Genomic DNA, 15779 nt, shown 5'->3' on the forward strand with positions numbered 1-15779 from the left:
GAAGCCGACCACGACTACCTCCTCGACGGCGGCGTGTTCACCCCCGACCTCATCTCCACCTGGGTGTCCTGGAAGCGGGCCAACGAGGTCGACCCCGTCCGCCTGCGCCCGACCCCGCACGAGTTCGCCCTCTACTTCGACTGCTGACCGCCTCGCGGTCAGCGGATCGCGTGGGCCTGGAGCCACAACTCCAGCAGGCCGAGCTGCCAGAGCTTGTTGCTGCCCGCGGTGGCCTGTGCCCGGTCCGGTTCGGCGAGCAGTTCGGCGACGTACCCGGGCCGGAACAGACCACGTTCGCGCGCGGCCGGCGCGGCCAGGGCCTCCGCGACGAGGTGCCGCACCGGCCCGTCGACGTTGCGCAGGGCCGGCACGGGGAAGTAGCCCTTGGGCCGGTCGATCACCTCCGCGGGCAGCGTCTCCCGGGCCACCTCCTTGAGGATGCCCTTGCCGCCCTGCGCGACCTTGTGTTCCGGGGGGCAGGCCGCGGCGAGGGCCACGAGGTCCTGGTCCAGGAACGGGGTACGCACCTCCAGCCCCCAGGCCATGCTCATGCTGTCCACCCGCTTCACCGGGTCGTCGGGCAGCATCAGGTGGGTGTCCAGGCGCAGCACCGCGTCGAGCGCGGTGTCCGCCCCGGGCGCGGCCAGGTGCGCGGCGAGCAGTTCGCGGCTGGCGTCGTGGTCGCAGGCGTACGCGGGGTCGACCACCAGGTCCAGTTCCGCATGGCTCCGGTCGAAGAACGCGGCGGCGAACGCCTCGGCGGCCCCGTCCCGGGACACCTGCGTGAGGGGCTGGTGGTAGGCGTAGCCGGCGAACACCTCGTCGGCGCCCTGGCCGGACTGTGCCACCTTGACGTGCCGGGCGACCTGCTCCGAGAGCAGGTGGAAGGCGACGACGTCGTGGCTGCCCATCGGCTCGGTCATCGCCTCGATCGTCCGGCGGACCGCCGGCTCCAGGTCGTCGTCGCCGAGCTGGATGCGGTGGTGGTCGGTGCCGAAGGTGCGGGCGACGAGGTCGGAGTAGTGGAACTCGTCGCCGCTCTCGCCGCCCCGGCTGTCGAAGCCGATGCTGAACGTCTGGAGGTGGTGCTGCCCGGCCTCGGCGAGCAGGGCCACGATCATGCTGGAGTCCAGCCCGCCGGACAGCAGCACCCCGACCGGTACGTCGGCCACCAGCCGCCGCCGCACGGCCGTGCGCAGCGCGTCGCCGACCGCCGCCTGCCAGTCCCCCGCGTCCATGCCCACGTGCGCCGGGTCCCGCCGGTAGTCGGGCCGCCAGTAGACCCGCTCGCGGCTGCGCCCGTCGGCCTCCACCACCCGCACGGTGGCCGGCGGCAGCTTGCGTACGCCCCGCAGGATGGTGCGGGGCGCCGGCACGATCGAGTGCCACGACAGGTAGTGATGCAGGGCCACCGGGTCGATGCCGGTGTCGACGTCACCGGCGGCCAGCAGCGCCGGCAGGGTGGAGGCGAACCGCAGCCGCCCCGGGGACTCGGCGAGGTAGAGCGGCTTGATGCCGAGCCGGTCCCGGGCCAGCACCAGCCGGCGCCGCTCCCGGTCGACCAGCACGACCGCGAACATCCCCACGAGGTGGTCGACGAAGTCCTCGCCCCACTCCGCGTACGCCACGAGGATGACCTCGGTGTCGCTGGTGGAGCGGAAGGTGTGACCGGCCGCCCGCAGTTCCTCGCGCAGCCGCGGGTAGTTGTAGATGCACCCGTTGAACACCAGCGCCAGGCCCAGATCCTCCCGGACCATCGGCTGGGCACCGGCCTCGGACAGGTCGATGATGGTCAGCCGGCGGTGGCCGAGGGTGATCCACCCGTCGGTCCACAGGCCCTCGCCGTCGGGCCCCCGGGATCGCAGGGCCGCGCTCATCCGGGTCACCGCGGCGCCGTCCGGCACGGATCCGTCGAATCGCGCCTCCCCGCTGATCCCGCACATCCCCAGGACACCCCCTCTGGCCTGCCGGAAGACGCGAACATCGCTTGCCCGTCACCGCCGGACCGGTGGCGCGGCCCAGGAGAGGCCGCCGACTACCCGTTACACCGGTGACGAAACGGGGAGGAGGGTGCGGGTCAGGGTGAACCGTGCAGCACGGCGACCGCCACGCCGACACCGCCGACGGCGGTGGCGAGCGTGACCGCCGCCAGCCAGGGGCCGGACGGCCGGGCCGAGCCCGGCGGGGCCGGGGCGTCGGAGGGCGGTAGGCGCCGTCGCAGCGCCGCCGCGACGACGACCATGACCGTCGCCGCGCTCACAACGGCGGCCAGGAAGACCCACCCACCGCGGTGCGGCAGGAGGAAGCGGCCGGCCGCGGCCGCCGCGACGACGAAGGCCGCCGCGGTACGCCGCCACGCCAGCACCGTCCGTTCCACCTGCAATCCACCATCGTCCAGGCGTACGGAGCCGGGGGTCACAGGACGAGCCCCAGCAGGAGCAGGACGGCGACAAGCGTGAGGCCCGCGCCGACCGGCACGGCCATCAGCGGCGGCGGGAGGCTCCTGCCCAGGCGCAGGGCGATCTCGGTGCGCGTCCAGCCGAACCAGGCCTGGGCCGGCGCGGCGGCGCCGAGCACGATCAGCACGATGGCCGCCGCCCGGCGCATCCCGGGCACCATCGGCAGGTGCACCGCCTCCAACGCCACGCCGGCGGCCACGAGCGCCAGGGAGGTGCGGATCCACGCCAGGAACGTGCGCTCGTTGGCCAGGCTGAATCGTGGATCAGGGTCGCTGCCCCGGCCGAAGACGCGGCGCGGCCACCGGGTCGGACCTTCGCGTCTCACCATGCCGCCAGCCCCTTGCCGACCGCGATGACGCTTCCCGTGAGGGCGAGCGCCAGGACCCAGCGCCGGGTGGCGGTCTCCGGCAACCACCGCTCCAGATAGTGCCCGCCCCCGATCCCGGCCAGCATGGCCGCGCCGCAGGCCAGCAGCAGTCGCCACGACAGGACCGGCGCGCCCTTCGCGGCGAGCGAGAGCAGGTTCGTCACGAGGCCGACGAGCTGCACGGTCGGGACGAAGCTCCGGTGTTCCCAGCCGGTGCTGGCGGCGTAGACGGCGAGGGGCGGCCCGCCGGTGCCCGCCGTGGTGTTGAAGAAGCCGGACGCGAACCCGGAGGCCACCGCCCCGCCGTTGTGCTGGAGGAACGGCACGCGCCGGCCCACCGCCACCCAGGTCACCGATCCCGCCGTGATCAGGCCGATGCCGACGAGCAGGACCGGGCCCGGCAGCTCCCGGACCACCCAGACGCCCAGCGGCAGGGCCAGGACCACACCGGCGATCATCTGGAGGGCCACGCGGCGGTGCAGCGCCCGGGCGGTCACGCACAGGACGATCAGGTTGATCACGGCGGAGAGCAGGTTGGCCAGCGTCACGCCTGAGAAGGGGCCGAGGATCACGACCAGGAACGGGGCGGCGACCAGGGCGAAGCCCAGGCCGGTCGCCCGCTGCATGGTGGCGCCGAGCGCGACCGCGCCGACCGCCAGCACATCGCCGACGGGGGGCATGTCAGTGCGACACGGCGTCGTCAACCACGTCGGCGAGGCGTCGCAGCCGGTCGACCGAGATCGTGCGCAGGTCGTCGGCCATGGTCGGGCTGCCGACCACGGAGGCCCAGACCGCCCGGCCGGCGAGGAAGCCCGAGGCGCCGGCGCGGCAGGCGAGCCGCACGGCGTCGGGGAAGACCTCCGCGGGTACGCCGGAGGACAGCACCACCCACGGGCTGCTGATGACCGACGTCAGCGCGGCGCACCCGGCGGTGATCTCGTCCGGGGTGCCCTTGCCGTGGGTCGGCACCTCCGACTTGTAGAGGTCGGCGCCGAGGGCGCCCAGCTCGCGGGCCGCCGCGTGGATCCCGGCCTCGTGGTCGTACGCGCTGCCGTCGCGGGGGCCACGGGACACGGGTTCGATGATGCTCACGAGTCCGGCCTCGCGGCAGCGGGCCACGAAGTCGGACACCAGGGCGATCCGAGGCTCGGGCGACTCGTCCGGCCGGTAGAGCACCAGCAGCTTGAGGGCCTTCGCGCCCTCCTTCCGCACGGTCGCGGGGTCGACCTCGGGGTCGATCGCCACGTCCGCGACGAACTCGGTGGCGCTCGGGGTGAACGCGTCGGCCGCCGCGATCAGGGCGCAGGACGGGTCGACCGCGTTCTCCGCGATCACGGCGTCCCAGGCGAACTGCTTGTCGACGAGGATCGCGGACGCGTACGGGCTGAGGGCCCGCGCGGCGTCGACCTTGAAGGCGGTGAGCTGCGCGTCGGTCACCGGCTCCGGCTGGCGCGCGGCGAACATGGCCCGCAGCGCCTCGCGCTGGTCGACGGCGAGCATGGCGTAGCCGCCCGACGGGCGGGCGAGGATCGAGGGGTCGGCGGTCACTGTTCCTCCAGCGCGGAAAAGGGGCCGGTCCGCCGCCCGAGTTGGGCGGCGTCGAGGCGCTGACATCAAAGGATGTTAGAAAACTACCATCCTCTGGTCGTAGAGGAACAAGGGCTAGACTACCGACGTGTCAGTGGAAGCCATGCGCTACGACGGCGCCCCGCAGCGGCGGACGCACATCATGGCCGCGCTCCGCCGGGCCGGCTTCCTCTCGGTCGCCGACATCAGCGCCCAGCTCGGCGTCTCGCAGATGACGATCCGTCGCGACCTCCGTCGACTCGCCGAGAGCGGCGAGGTGCTGCTGGTCCACGGTGGTGTCAGCCTTCCGCCCGGCGGCGTCGGCGCTCCCGGCTACGCGTCCCGCGCGCTCAGCCATGCCGGCGCCAAGCGGGCGATCGGCGCTGCGGCGGCCCGCCTGGTCCAGCCCGGCGACACGATCGGCGTCGACAGCGGCACGACCACGGCCGAGGTGGCCCATGCGCTGCCCGAGGACTTCGACGGCTGCGTGATCACCCATTCCGTCCCCGTGCTGGCCCACATGCTGTCCCGGCCCAGGTCACGGGTCATCGGGATCGGCGGCGAGCTGCTGCACGACAATCAGGCGATGGTGGGTTTCGCCGCGCTGGACCTGGTCCGGCGCATGCGCGTGCGCCTGCTGTTCCTCGGTGCGAGCGCCGTCGACGAGCGGGGCGCGTACGTGCGCTCGGAGGTCGAGCTGAGCGCCAAGCACGCCCTCATGGACATCGCCGACGAGGTCGTGCTGCTCGTGGACGCGAGCAAGCTGACGGCGACCGCCCCGGTCCAGGTGTGCGGGTTCGACCGCATCGACACCCTGGTCGTGGACGGCCCCCTGCCTGACGCGGTGGCCGCGGCCGCACGCCGCACGGGCACCCGCGTGGTGACCGCGTAGTCCGAACGGAACCCCGCTTCGGAAACCGCCCGCGTCCGGGGCGGCTCTCGCGCTCGAAGCTGCCCATGTGAGGCATACGCACCTTTCGCGGCATCTCAACTCGCGGCATTTCTTGTTTCGTGGTCTTGACGTCTCGGTGAACTGCGTTCAACACTGCATGCAGATCCCGTCGACGTGAGAGAAGGCACATGGTTCTCAAGGCCGCACCCTCTGCCGCGACCCGCGCGGTCGCGCTGCCGGACGCCGCGGTGGCGGACGTGCGGTGCCGGGTCTTCCGGGCCCGACCCACCGAGCAGATCGCCATGTCCTTCGCGCCGCTGACCCACCGCGTGATGATCCTGGTCGAGGTCGAGCTGGCCGACGGTTCGGTCGGCATCGGCGAGAGCTGGGCCAACTACCCGGCCTGGGCCTGGCGCGAGCGGATCGCCACGATCCACGACGGCGTCGCGCCGCTCCTGATCGGCCGCCGCTTCCCCGACCCGGCCACCGCCCAGCGGGCGCTGCTCGCGGAGCTGGCGCCGCTGGGCCGCCAGTGGGGCGCCCCCGGCCCGGTCCACCAGGCGATCAGCGGCGTCGACATGGCGCTGTGGGACCTCGCCGCCCGCCACGCGGGCACCAGCCTGGCCCGGCTGCTCAGCGCCGCCCCCCGCACCGAGCTGCCGGTGTACGGCTCCAGCCTCGGACCCACCGGCGTCGCCGACGTCGCCTACCGCTGCGCCGCGCTCGGGCTCACCGCGGTCAAGGTCAAGGTCGGGTTCGGCGCGGACACCGACCTCGCCAACGTCGGGACCGCCCGGCGGATCCTCGGCGACCAGGTGCAGGTCTTCGCCGACGCCAACCAGGCGTGGCGGCTGACCGAGGCGCTGGAGATGGTTCCCGCGCTGGCCGACCTCGGCGTCGCCTGGGTCGAGGAGCCGTTGGCCGGCGATCGTCCCGCCGAGCTGGCGGAACTGGGCCGCCGCACCGGAATGCCGCTGGCGACCGGGGAGAACCTCTACGGCGCCGGGGCGTTCGAGCCGTACCTGGAGGCGGTCGAGATCCTGCAGCCCGACCTCGGCAAGGTCGGCGGCCTCACCGAGTACCTGGACGTGCTGGCGGCCGCGACGGCGGCCGGACGCACCGTGAACCCGCACCTCTACAACGGCGCGGTCGCGACCGCGGTGACCGTCCAGGCCGGCGCCGTGTCGCCCGCGACCCGGCTCATCGAGTGGGACATCCGCTCCAACCCGCTGCGGCAGGCCGCCGACGGCCTGCTCACCGCCCACGGCACGGTCCGCGTGCCGGACGGGCCCGGATTCGGCATCGATCTCGACCAGGACCAGCTCGACGCGTACGAGGAGCAACTACCGTGACCGACCCCATCGTCAACGACATCCTCTCGGCCGTCACCGCCGTGCGCGTGGCCGGCCGGGTGGCGGGCGGGCCGCGGCTCGCGGTGCTCGATCCGGCCACCGGCGAGCCGTTCACCGAGGTCAGCACGGGTAACGGCGCCGACGCGGCCGCGGCACTCGGCCTGGCTCAGCGGGCCCTCCCGGTCTGGGCGGGCACGCCGCGCGCCGAGCGGTCGGCGGCGCTGCGGGCCATCGCCGCGGACGTCGAGGCGCTCGCGGCGCAGCCCGAGTGGCCGGCGCTGATCACCCGGGAGAGCGGCAAGCGGCTCGCCGAGTCGGCGGCCGAGCTGGCGCTGACGGTCGCCTACTTCCGGATCATGGCCGACCTGCTGGACCGGCAGGAGGCCGAGGAGCTCGCCGTCGTACCCGGGATCGGGCACCGCGTGACCGCGCGGCCCGCGGGTGTCGCCGCGGTCCTGACCCCCTGGAACTTCCCGGTGTCCATCCCGGCGCGAAAGATCGCGCCGGCGCTGGCCGCGGGGTGTCCGGTGCTGTTCAAGCCCTCCGAGCTGACGCCGCTGTCGTCGATGGTGCTGGCCGCGGTCGTCGAACGGCACGTGCCCGAGGGGGTCCTGTCGACGGTGCTCGGCACTCCCACCGACGTCGTGGACCCGTGGCTCGCCGACCGGAGCGTCGGCGTCGTCTCCTTCACCGGGTCGACCCGGGTGGGGCGGCTGGTGGCCGCGGCCGCGGCGCCGCGTTTCCTGCGTACGGTGATGGAACTCGGAGGTTGCGCGCCCTTCCTCGTACTGCCCGACGCGGACCCGCAGGCGGCCGCGCAGACGCTGCTCGTGGCGAAGTACCGCAACAACGGCCAGTCCTGCATCGCCGCCAACCAGATCTTCGTGGCCCGCGAGGTGGCGGCCGAGTTCACCGAGGCGTTCGTCGCGGCGACCGAGAAGATGGTCGTCGGCCTCCCCACGGACCCGGCCACCGACCTCGGTCCCCTCGCGCCGGCCGCGGACCCGGCCCGGATGGCCGCGCTCGTCGACGAGGCGGTGAGCAGGGGCGCCAAGAAGGTCACCAGCGGCGCCGTCCCGGAGAAGGGTCACTTCGCACCGGCGACCGTGCTGCTGGACGCGCCCGTCGACAGCCGGGTGATGACCGACGAGATCTTCGGGCCGATCGCACCGATCCACGTCTACGACGACCTCGACGACGCGCTGGTCCTGCACCAGGCCACCGGATACGGCCTGGCCGGCTACGTGTGCAGCGCGGACCTCGACCGCGCCCACGCCGTCGCCGACCGGCTCTCCGCCGGGATCGTCGGCATCAACACCGGCACCCCGAACACGCCATGGATCCCGTTCGGCGGCGTGCGGGACTCCGGCCTCGGCTACGAGGGCGGCCGGCCCGGCCTGGAGGCCTTCCAGACCTTCCTGTCCGTCGGCTCGAAGGCCCAGGGATGAGCATGCGCCTGCTCATCGGACAGACCGGCGCACCGACCAGCGTCGTCAACGCCAGCCTCCGCGGCTTCCTGGAGGCGGCGGCCGATCACGACGTGCTGGCGCTGCGGGGTGGCCCGGACGGCCTGGTCGAGGGCCGGCTCACCCCGGTCACCGCCGCCGACGTGCCGGTCGCCGCGACTCGGCACGGCGGTTCCTGGCTCGGCGCCGGCCGGCGGGCGGTCACGGAGGCGGACCTGGACACCGCGCTCGACGTGCTGGCCGCCAACGGTGTCGAGGGCCTGGCCCTGATCGGCGGCAACGGGACGATGGCGCTGCTGCACGCCCTCGCGGAGCGGGCCGCGGCGACCGGGCGCGAGCTGAACGTCGTCGGCATCCCGAAGACCGTGGACAACGACCTGGTCGGCATCGACCACTGCCCGGGTTACGGCTCGGCCGCGCGCTATCTCACGACGATCGTCCCGGACCTGGCCCGCGACCACGCGGCGATGGCGGGCATCGAGCCGGTACGCATCGTGGAGACGCTCGGCCGCTCGGTGGGCTGGCTGGCCCTCGCCGCGACCTGGCACCGCGACGATCCGGCCCACGCGCCGCACCTGGTGCTGATCCCGGAGATCGCCTTCGACCGGGCGGCGTTCCTCACCGCCGTGCAGGACGCCCTGCACGCGCACGGACGGGCGTTCGTGGTCGTGAGCGAGGGCGCGGCGAGCGAGATGACCGACGACCCCTTCGAGGCCGTCAACCACACGCGGATCATCCTCGGCGGCGTCTCCCGAGCGCTCGCCGGGCTGGTGAGCACCGAACTGGAGGTCGCCGCCCGCGGCGAGGTGCTCGGCATGGTCCAGCGCAGCAGCGGCGCGCTCGCCAGCGACGTCGACCGGGCGGAGGCGGCGGAGGCCGGGCGGCACGCGGCGAAGCTGCTGGCCGACCGCGCCACCGGCCTGATGGTCGGCCTGCACCGCAGCGCCGGCGAGACCGCGTACGACCCTGTGCCGCTCACGGAGGTGGCCGGCCGGACCCGGCCCGTACCCCCGCGGTGGCGCACCACCGACCCCGCCGGCCTCGGCGACTTCCACGACTGGCTCTTCCCACTCCTCGGTCAGAACGGAAAGGCATGAAGATGCGGCACAAGTTCTTGAGCGCCGGGTTCGCCCTGGCCCTCGTCGGCGGGCTCGCCGCCGGCTGCGGCGGCGGCGACTCGGGCGGCAGCGCCAACGAGATCTCCCTCGTGATGTCGAACCACCCGTGGCAGAAGGCCATCGAGCCGCTGATCCCCGAGTTCGAGAAGGCCTCGGGCGTCAAGGTGAAGGTGCAGACGTTCGCCGAGCAGCAGGCCCGCGACAAGATCTCGCTGAACCTGCAGTCGCGCAGCTCGTCGATGGACGTCTTCATGACGCTGCCGTCGCGCGAGGGCCTTCAGTTCAGCAAGGCCGGCTACTACGCCCCGCTCGACGACTACCTGAGCAAGTCCGCCGCGTACGACGCCGCCGACTTCCCGGCCGCCGTCAAGACGGGCATGACGATCCAGGACAAGATGATCGCCGCGCCGGTGAACGTCGAGGGTGTCGTCCTCTACTACCGCACGGACCTGTTCCAGAAGTACGGCATCACGCCGCCGAAGACGCTCGACGAGCTGCCCACGGTCGCCGCCGCGATCAAGCAGAAGTCCGGTGGCAAGGTGACGCCGATCGCGCTGCGCGGGCAGTCCGCCGCCCTGCCGTTCACCTTCGGCCCGTTCCTGCACTCCCAGGGCGTGGAGTGGACCAAGCCGGACGGCACCCCGAACTTCGACACGCCGGGTGCCGTCGACGCGATCCAGCGGTACGCGACCCTCGCCAAGGATTACGGGCCTCCCGGCGTCGTCAACAACACCTTCACCCAGTCCTCGGCGCTCTTCGCGGCCGGCAGCGCGGCCATGGAGCTGGAGTCCAGCAACGAGATCAGCAGCATCAACGACCCGAAGACCTCCAAGGTGGTCGGCAAGATCGGCGTGCTGGATTTCCCGGCCGGCTCGGCCGGCTCGAAGTCCACCGTCCTGAACTGGGGCATCGCGATGTCCTCGTACTCGAAGCACAAGGACGCGGCCTGGAAGTTCATCGAGTGGGCGACCGGCAAGGCCACCCAGCTCAAGCTGACCGAGGGCGGCATCGCTCCGCCGCGGACCTCCGTCGCGCAGGACAAGGCGTACACCGACACGCTGAACACCGACACGCTGAAGCAGTGGAGCCAGGCTCTGGCCAACGTGCAGACCAACGGCTCCACCGAGGTGGGCCCGGTCGGTGTCTCCGCCCCGGAGATGCGCAAGGTCGTCGGGGACGCGGTCGGCAAGGTGATCCTCGGCCAGGCGGACGCCGACGCCGCGGCCAAGGAGATCCAGGACGGCCTGACCCCGCTGCTGGCGAAGAACGCCGGATAACGCCATGAGCGACCTGATGACGAAGCGGCCCGCCGCCTCCGGATCCGCCAGCGCGGAGCCGGGGGCGGGGGCGCCGCCCCGGCGTCGCCGCCGCGTCGACCCGACCGCCCGGGGCGTGTGGCCGTTCGCGCTGCCCGCCGTGCTGGTCACGGCCGTGCTCGTGCTGGTGCCGGTGGCGTACACGATCTGGCTCTCGGTCAGCGACCGGCAGTCCGACGGGACGAACGCGGGGTTCCTCGGGTTCGCCAACTACGCCGAGATGTTCGGCAACCCGCAGTTCTGGAACTCGCTGAAGATCACGCTGTTCCTCTTCGTGGTCTGCCTGCTGGTGGAGACCGTCCTCGGGCTGGCCCTCGGGTACGTGATGAGCCTCGACGTGCCCGGCCGGCGGATCTTCCAGGGCATGATGCTGATCCCGGCGATCACCGCGTCGGTGGCGGTCGGCCTGGTGTGGCTGCTCATCATGGACCCGTCGCTCGGCGCGGCCAACCAGATCCTCGCCAAGGTCGGCATCGACCCGGTGGTGTGGCTCGGCGATCCGGACATCGCACCCTGGTCGATCGCCCTGGTCGACATCTGGCAGTGGACGCCGTTCATGGCGCTGATCATCTCGGCCGGCATCCGGTCGCTGCCCGAGGAGCCGTTCGAGGCCGCCGCGATCGACGGCGCGAGCGGCTGGCGTACGGCCTGGAACATCGGCCTGCCGCTCCTGCGCCCGGTGCTCACGGTGGCGATGCTGCTGCGCACCGTGGACCTCGTGCGCTTCTTCGACACGATCTACATCATGACCCAGGGGGGTCCGGTGAACTCCACGAACACCCTCAACGTGTACGGCTACAACGCCGGCTTCGTCGACCACGAGCCGAGCTACGCGGCCGCCCTCCAGATCGCCCTGCTCGTGCTGGTGATCGCGATCGCGGGCGTGTTCACCTGGTTCCGGCAGCGGGCCGCGCGATGACCAAGCGGCTCGGCGGCGTCTACGCCGCGTACCTCGTCTTCGCGGTCGTCTTCTTCGGCCCGGTGCTTTTCATGCTCTGGTCGTCGCTGCGCAACAACGTCGACATCACCGGCTCGCTGTTCAATATCGGGTCGCCGCTGACGCTGGAGAACTTCACCAACCTCTTCGAGCGCTTCGAGTTCGGCCGCTACATCGCCAACAGCTTCATCGTGGCCGGCGGCTCGACCATCCTCGGGCTCGTCCTCGGCGCCCCCGCCGCGTACGTGATCGTGCGCCGCAAGCTGGCCGCGCTCGGCTTCGTGACGCTGCTGGCCCGCATGGCCCCCGGCGTGCTGTTCGTGCTGCCGCTGTTCGTGCTCTCGATCCGCATCGGCGGCCCGGACAGCGTGGCGCTCAACTACACGCTGCTGATCGTCGCGCACCTGATCATCACGCTGCCGCTGTGCATCTGGCTGCTGGTGCCGTTCTTCGAGGAGATCCCGGTCAGCATCGAGGAGTCGACGCTGATCGACGGCGCGAACGCCTGGCAGCGGTTCCGCCGGATCGCCCTGCCGCTGGCGCTGCCCGGGCTGTCGGTCGCGCTCACGCTCAGCTTCATCTTCAGCTGGAACTACTTCCTGTTCGCGCTGGCTCTGGCGAACGAGCGGACGCTCCCACTGACCGTGATCGCGTTCAATTTCATCGGCCAGGGTTCCAACGACTTCGGCGGCCTGATGGCCGCGAGCACGCTCATCTCCGCGCCCGCCCTGCTGCTGACGGTCTTCGCGCAGCGCTGGCTGGTGCGCGGCATCACCGGAGGAGCCGTCAAGTGACGTCCATGCGGGCCCGCTTCCAGGGCAACGGGGAGATCACCTTCGAGAAGGTCACGCTCGGCGACGTCGCGGAGGGCGACGTGCGGCTGCGGGTCGACGTCTGTGCGCTCTGCGGGTCGGACAAGCGGCTGCTGCAGAGCGGTTCGACCGTCGTCCCGGGCCACGAGATCGGGGGTACGGTCGTGGGTGGTGCGCTGCCCGAGGGTACGCGCGGCATCGTCTACATCCCGGTCTTCTGCGGCACGTGTGTGCGTTGCACGGCCGGCCGCACCAACCAGTGCCTGCACCTGTCTCAGCTGGTCGGCTGGCAGCGGGACGGCGGTTTCGCCGAGCACGTGGACGTCCCGGCGCGGTGCGTTCTGCCCGTGCCGGACGACATCCCGCTGTCCGTCGCGGTCCTCGGGCTCGACACGGTGGGCACCGCCGCACACGCCCTGAGGCTGGCCCTGCGTACCCAGGACTCGGTGGAGCGCGCGCTGGTCGTCGGCGCCGGCCCGCTCGGCCTCGGTGTCGTCGCCGTCGCCCGGGCCATGGGGCTCGCCGTGGACGCCTTCGACCCCAACCCCACCCGTCTCGATGCCGCGACCGCGCTCGGCGCGACGCCCGCCGGTGACCTGTCCGCCGAGAACCGGTACGACATGGTCGTCGAGGTCAGCGGCGCGAACGCGGCCCGGGAGACGGCACAGCGGGTGGTCCGGCCCGGCGGCACGGTCGTCGCGCTCGGCGAGTCGAACGAGCCGTACACCATGCCCGCCACGCCGCGCTGGCGGCGGACCGACTGCTACACCGTCCGGTCCTTTTACTTTCCCGTCAACGAGGTCGAGGCGAACTGGGACCTGCTGCGCGTCATGGGCGCGTCGCTGCGCGACCTGATCGTCAAGCCCCTCACCCTGCCCGAGCTGCCCGAGGCGTTCGCCCGCTTCGTGGCCGGCGACTACGTCAAGCCCTGCATCGTGTCGGCGGACGCCCATTCCGTGTCGGAGGTAACCCCGTGAGCCTGTTGATCCTCGCCGTCGACCAGCGTCCCTGGCTCACCCAGGCCCTCTACGGGCACACCACCACCGCGCTGCCCGGCGAGCGCGCAGCGATCACCGACGGCAAGCACATGGTCCTCGAAGGACTGCTCGCCGCCCTCGACGCCGAGCCTCGCCTGGCCGCCCACGCCGGCATCCTGGTCGACGATCAGCTCGGCGCCGGCGTGCCCGAGCGGGCCCGGGCCAACCGGGTGACGCTGAGCATGCCGGTCGAGCGCGGCGGCTGCGACGTGTACGAGACCGAACCGGCCGACCTGCCGGGATTCCTCGCCCACTTCCGTCCCGAGTTCCCCAAGGTGCTGGTCCGCTACAACGTCGAGGGTTCGGCGGCGGACAACCGCGAGCAGCGGTCCCGGCTGGCCAAGGTCTCGCAGGCGGTGCGCGACTCCGGCGGCCGGTTCCTCTTCGAGCTGCTCGTGCCGCCGACGCCCGATCAGCGGAGCATCCCGGGCGAGGTCTTCGACACCGAGGTGCGGCCGGGGCTCATCCACCGGGCGATGGCGGAGATCGTTGAGGAGGTGCCCGTCGACGTCTGGAAGCTGGAGCACCTCGGCGCGCCGGAGCACTACCGGACGGCCGCCGACCTCGCCGCCCAGACCGGCGGCGAGTGCATTCTGCTGGGCGCGAACGCCCCACGGGCCACACTCGACGGTTGGCTCACCGACGCCGCCGCCAACGGGTTCACGGGCTTCGCCATCGGCCGTAGCATCTGGTGGGACTCGCTGCGCGGACTTCTGACCGGTGACCTGACGCGGCCCGAGGCGATCGCGGCGGTCGCTGCCAACTACCGCCACTTCGCAGGGACGTTCCTCCAGTGACCAGCTCTCTTCAGGCCGACCAGCGCGTCGGCGAGGTGCTCTACAAGACGCTCCGCGACCGGATCATCTCCGGCGAGTTGCGGCCGGGCTCGCGGTTGAGCGTCCCGGCCCTCGCCGAGGAGTTCCATGTCAGCCGCAGCCCCGTCCGGGACGCGGTGATCCGCCTCGTGCAGGAGAACCTGGTCGCCGAGACGATGAACCGCGGCGCGGAGGTCGCCCGCATCAGCCGGGCCGAACTGGTGAGCCTGTACGAGGCCCGCGAGGTCCTGGAAGGCGCGGTGGCCCGGCTGGCGACGGAGAAGTACGACGCCTCCCTGCGGCGCAGCCTGCTCGCGCTGCTCACCGAGCACCGCACCGTCGCCGAGCAGGGCGACTTCGCCCGCCACATCGAGCTGGACGCGGCGTTCCACCGGGAGATCCGGCAGGCGGCGCAGAGCCCGGTGCTGGCCCGGATGCTCGACAGCGTCCAGAGCCGCGTCCTCGTGGCGATGCGCTCGACCAGCCTGACCGGTGGGATGGTCCAGGCCGTCCATGACCACCAGGCCATCTTCGAGGCCATCGGTTCCGGCGACGCGGTGGCCGCCGAGGAGGCCGCACGCGCCCACATCCGCCGACTGAAGGAGTTGCTGCGTGCTGCTGACTGAGGCCCGTTTCTTCGGCACCGGCGACGTACGGCTGCTCCGGTCCGAACCGGCGCCGCTCGGCCCGCAGGAGGTGGCGATCGCACCCCTCGCGGTGGGTGTCTGCGGCACCGACAGCCACATCGTCGCCGGCAGCTTCGCGGCCGCGCCGCAGGTCGTGCTCGGTCACGAGGTGTGCGGCCGGATCACCGAGGTGGGTGCGGCGGTCGACGGTCTCACCGAGGGCGACCTGGTCACCGTCGAACCCCACGACTACTGCACCCGGTGCACGTACTGCCGGCTCGGCCAGGAGCACCTCTGCGACGGCAAGCGGGGGTACGGCGTGAAGCTCGACGGCGGCATGACCGAGCGCATGGTGGTGCCGGCCCGGATCGCGTACCGGCTGCCGGATGCGACGCCGCCGTGGATCGGGGCGTTGACCGAGCCGCTCGCCTGTTGCCTGCACGGCATGGACCAGCTCGACCCGCGCTCCGGGCTGCCGATCCTCATCTTCGGCGCCGGGCCGGCCGGGGCCATGATGGCGGCCCTCGCCAAGGCCCGCGGCCTCGCACCGGTGGTGGTGCTGGACCCGCGCGCCGACCGGCGGGCGGCCGCGCTGCGCATGGGTGCCGACACGGCCCTCGACCCGGCGTCGCTGGACGAGGCCGTCGCACTGACCGACGGGCTCGGCTTCCCGCACGTGATCGACGCGGTCGGATCCGGCCGGATCCTGGAGTCGGCGATCACCGTGGCGTCGCGGGGCGGCCGCATCCTCGTCTTCGGGGTGGCCCGGCCCGACGACGAGGCCCGGGTACGCCCCAACGAGATCTTCGCGCGGGAGCTGACGCTCGTCGGTGCGGTGATCAACCCGTACACCCACCACCGCGCGGTGCAGATGCTGCCGACCCTGGGCCTGGACCGCCTGCGTCCGGCGTTCTACGGCCTGGACCAGCTGCCGGAGGCCCTGGAGGCGCAGCGGACCGGCGCGGCCGACAAGGTGTTCATCGCCCCGCACGGAATCTCCGCCGCACAGGGCTGAT

At 72.5% G+C, this 15779-nt stretch carries 16 protein-coding genes and 1 pseudogene; 12 read left to right on the forward strand and 5 right to left on the reverse strand.

All coding sequences use genetic code 11. The features are described 5' to 3' along the window. Positions 1–147, forward strand: a pseudogene (locus ABZW14_RS21670) (type I glutamate--ammonia ligase); the annotation flags it as partial. 11 nt (positions 148–158) lie between these two features. Here ABZW14_RS21670 and ABZW14_RS21675 read toward each other — a convergent pair. From ABZW14_RS21675 to ABZW14_RS21695, 5 genes are all read right to left on the reverse strand, one after another. Next, positions 159–1943 carry an N-acetylglutaminylglutamine amidotransferase gene (locus tag ABZW14_RS21675; RefSeq protein WP_355349274.1) on the reverse strand — a complete coding sequence of 595 codons (1785 nt, stop codon included), beginning with the start codon at positions 1941–1943 and terminating at the stop codon, positions 159–161. A gap of 134 nt (positions 1944–2077) precedes the next feature. Further along, positions 2078–2377: a DUF202 domain-containing protein gene (locus ABZW14_RS21680; RefSeq protein WP_355349277.1), complete on the reverse strand. Its 300-nt coding sequence runs from the start codon at positions 2375–2377 to the stop codon at positions 2078–2080. Positions 2378–2415: 38 nt separating this feature from the next. After that, positions 2416–2787, reverse strand: coding sequence for a DUF202 domain-containing protein (locus tag ABZW14_RS21685; RefSeq protein ID WP_355349280.1), 372 nt, complete (start codon positions 2785–2787; stop codon positions 2416–2418). Beyond that, on the reverse strand, positions 2781–3506 hold the full coding sequence (locus ABZW14_RS21690) for a sulfite exporter TauE/SafE family protein (RefSeq protein WP_355349283.1): 726 nt from the start codon (positions 3504–3506) through the stop codon (positions 2781–2783). The genes ABZW14_RS21685 and ABZW14_RS21690 overlap by 7 nt, the downstream gene beginning before the upstream one ends. Before the next feature lies 1 nt (position 3507). After that, complete coding sequence (locus ABZW14_RS21695; protein WP_355349286.1) at positions 3508–4374, reverse strand: hypothetical protein; 867 nt, start codon at positions 4372–4374, stop codon at positions 3508–3510. 127 nt (positions 4375–4501) lie between these two features. Between ABZW14_RS21695 and ABZW14_RS21700 the strand changes: the two genes are divergently transcribed. From ABZW14_RS21700 to ABZW14_RS21750, 11 genes are all read left to right on the forward strand, one after another. Continuing rightward, positions 4502–5284: a DeoR/GlpR family DNA-binding transcription regulator gene (locus ABZW14_RS21700; protein ID WP_355349289.1), complete on the forward strand. Its 783-nt coding sequence runs from the start codon at positions 4502–4504 to the stop codon at positions 5282–5284. A 188-nt stretch (positions 5285–5472) separates the two neighbouring features. Then, positions 5473–6636: a mandelate racemase/muconate lactonizing enzyme family protein gene (locus tag ABZW14_RS21705; protein WP_355349292.1), complete on the forward strand. Its 1164-nt coding sequence runs from the start codon at positions 5473–5475 to the stop codon at positions 6634–6636. Then, a complete protein-coding gene (locus ABZW14_RS21710) occupies positions 6633–8084 on the forward strand; it encodes an aldehyde dehydrogenase family protein (protein WP_355349295.1) in 1452 nt (483 codons plus the stop codon). Before ABZW14_RS21705 ends, ABZW14_RS21710 begins: the two co-directional genes overlap by 4 nt. A gap of 2 nt (positions 8085–8086) precedes the next feature. Continuing rightward, entirely contained in the window at positions 8087–9199 is a 1113-nt protein-coding gene (locus ABZW14_RS21715; RefSeq protein ID WP_355349298.1) for a 6-phosphofructokinase, read from the forward strand. Positions 9200–9201: 2 nt separating this feature from the next. Continuing rightward, positions 9202–10497 (forward strand): sugar ABC transporter substrate-binding protein, encoded by a 1296-nt coding sequence (locus ABZW14_RS21720; protein ID WP_355349301.1) that lies wholly within the window; start codon positions 9202–9204, stop codon positions 10495–10497. Positions 10498–10501: 4 nt separating this feature from the next. Next, the gene (locus ABZW14_RS21725) at positions 10502–11455 is read left to right on the forward strand and encodes a sugar ABC transporter permease (protein ID WP_355349304.1); all 954 of its coding nucleotides are present in this window, start codon (positions 10502–10504) and stop codon (positions 11453–11455) included. Continuing rightward, complete coding sequence (locus tag ABZW14_RS21730; protein WP_355349307.1) at positions 11452–12267, forward strand: carbohydrate ABC transporter permease; 816 nt, start codon at positions 11452–11454, stop codon at positions 12265–12267. Before ABZW14_RS21725 ends, ABZW14_RS21730 begins: the two co-directional genes overlap by 4 nt. Positions 12268–12272: 5 nt before the next feature. Then, positions 12273–13262, forward strand: coding sequence for an alcohol dehydrogenase catalytic domain-containing protein (locus ABZW14_RS21735; protein ID WP_355349599.1), 990 nt, complete (start codon positions 12273–12275; stop codon positions 13260–13262). Continuing rightward, a complete protein-coding gene (locus ABZW14_RS21740; RefSeq protein ID WP_355349310.1) occupies positions 13259–14119 on the forward strand; it encodes a 2-deoxy-5-keto-D-gluconate 6-phosphate aldolase domain-containing protein in 861 nt (286 codons plus the stop codon). Before ABZW14_RS21735 ends, ABZW14_RS21740 begins: the two co-directional genes overlap by 4 nt. Beyond that, positions 14116–14763, forward strand: a complete 648-nt coding sequence (locus ABZW14_RS21745) for a GntR family transcriptional regulator (protein ID WP_355349313.1) — start codon at positions 14116–14118, stop codon at positions 14761–14763. The genes ABZW14_RS21740 and ABZW14_RS21745 overlap by 4 nt, the downstream gene beginning before the upstream one ends. Further along, positions 14750–15778 carry an alcohol dehydrogenase catalytic domain-containing protein gene (locus ABZW14_RS21750; protein ID WP_355349316.1) on the forward strand — a complete coding sequence of 343 codons (1029 nt, stop codon included), beginning with the start codon at positions 14750–14752 and terminating at the stop codon, positions 15776–15778. Before ABZW14_RS21745 ends, ABZW14_RS21750 begins: the two co-directional genes overlap by 14 nt. Position 15779 lies beyond the last annotated feature (1 nt).

The organism is Micromonospora sp. NPDC004551, assembly GCF_040609975.1.
Lineage (GTDB): Bacteria > Actinomycetota > Actinomycetes > Mycobacteriales > Micromonosporaceae > Micromonospora.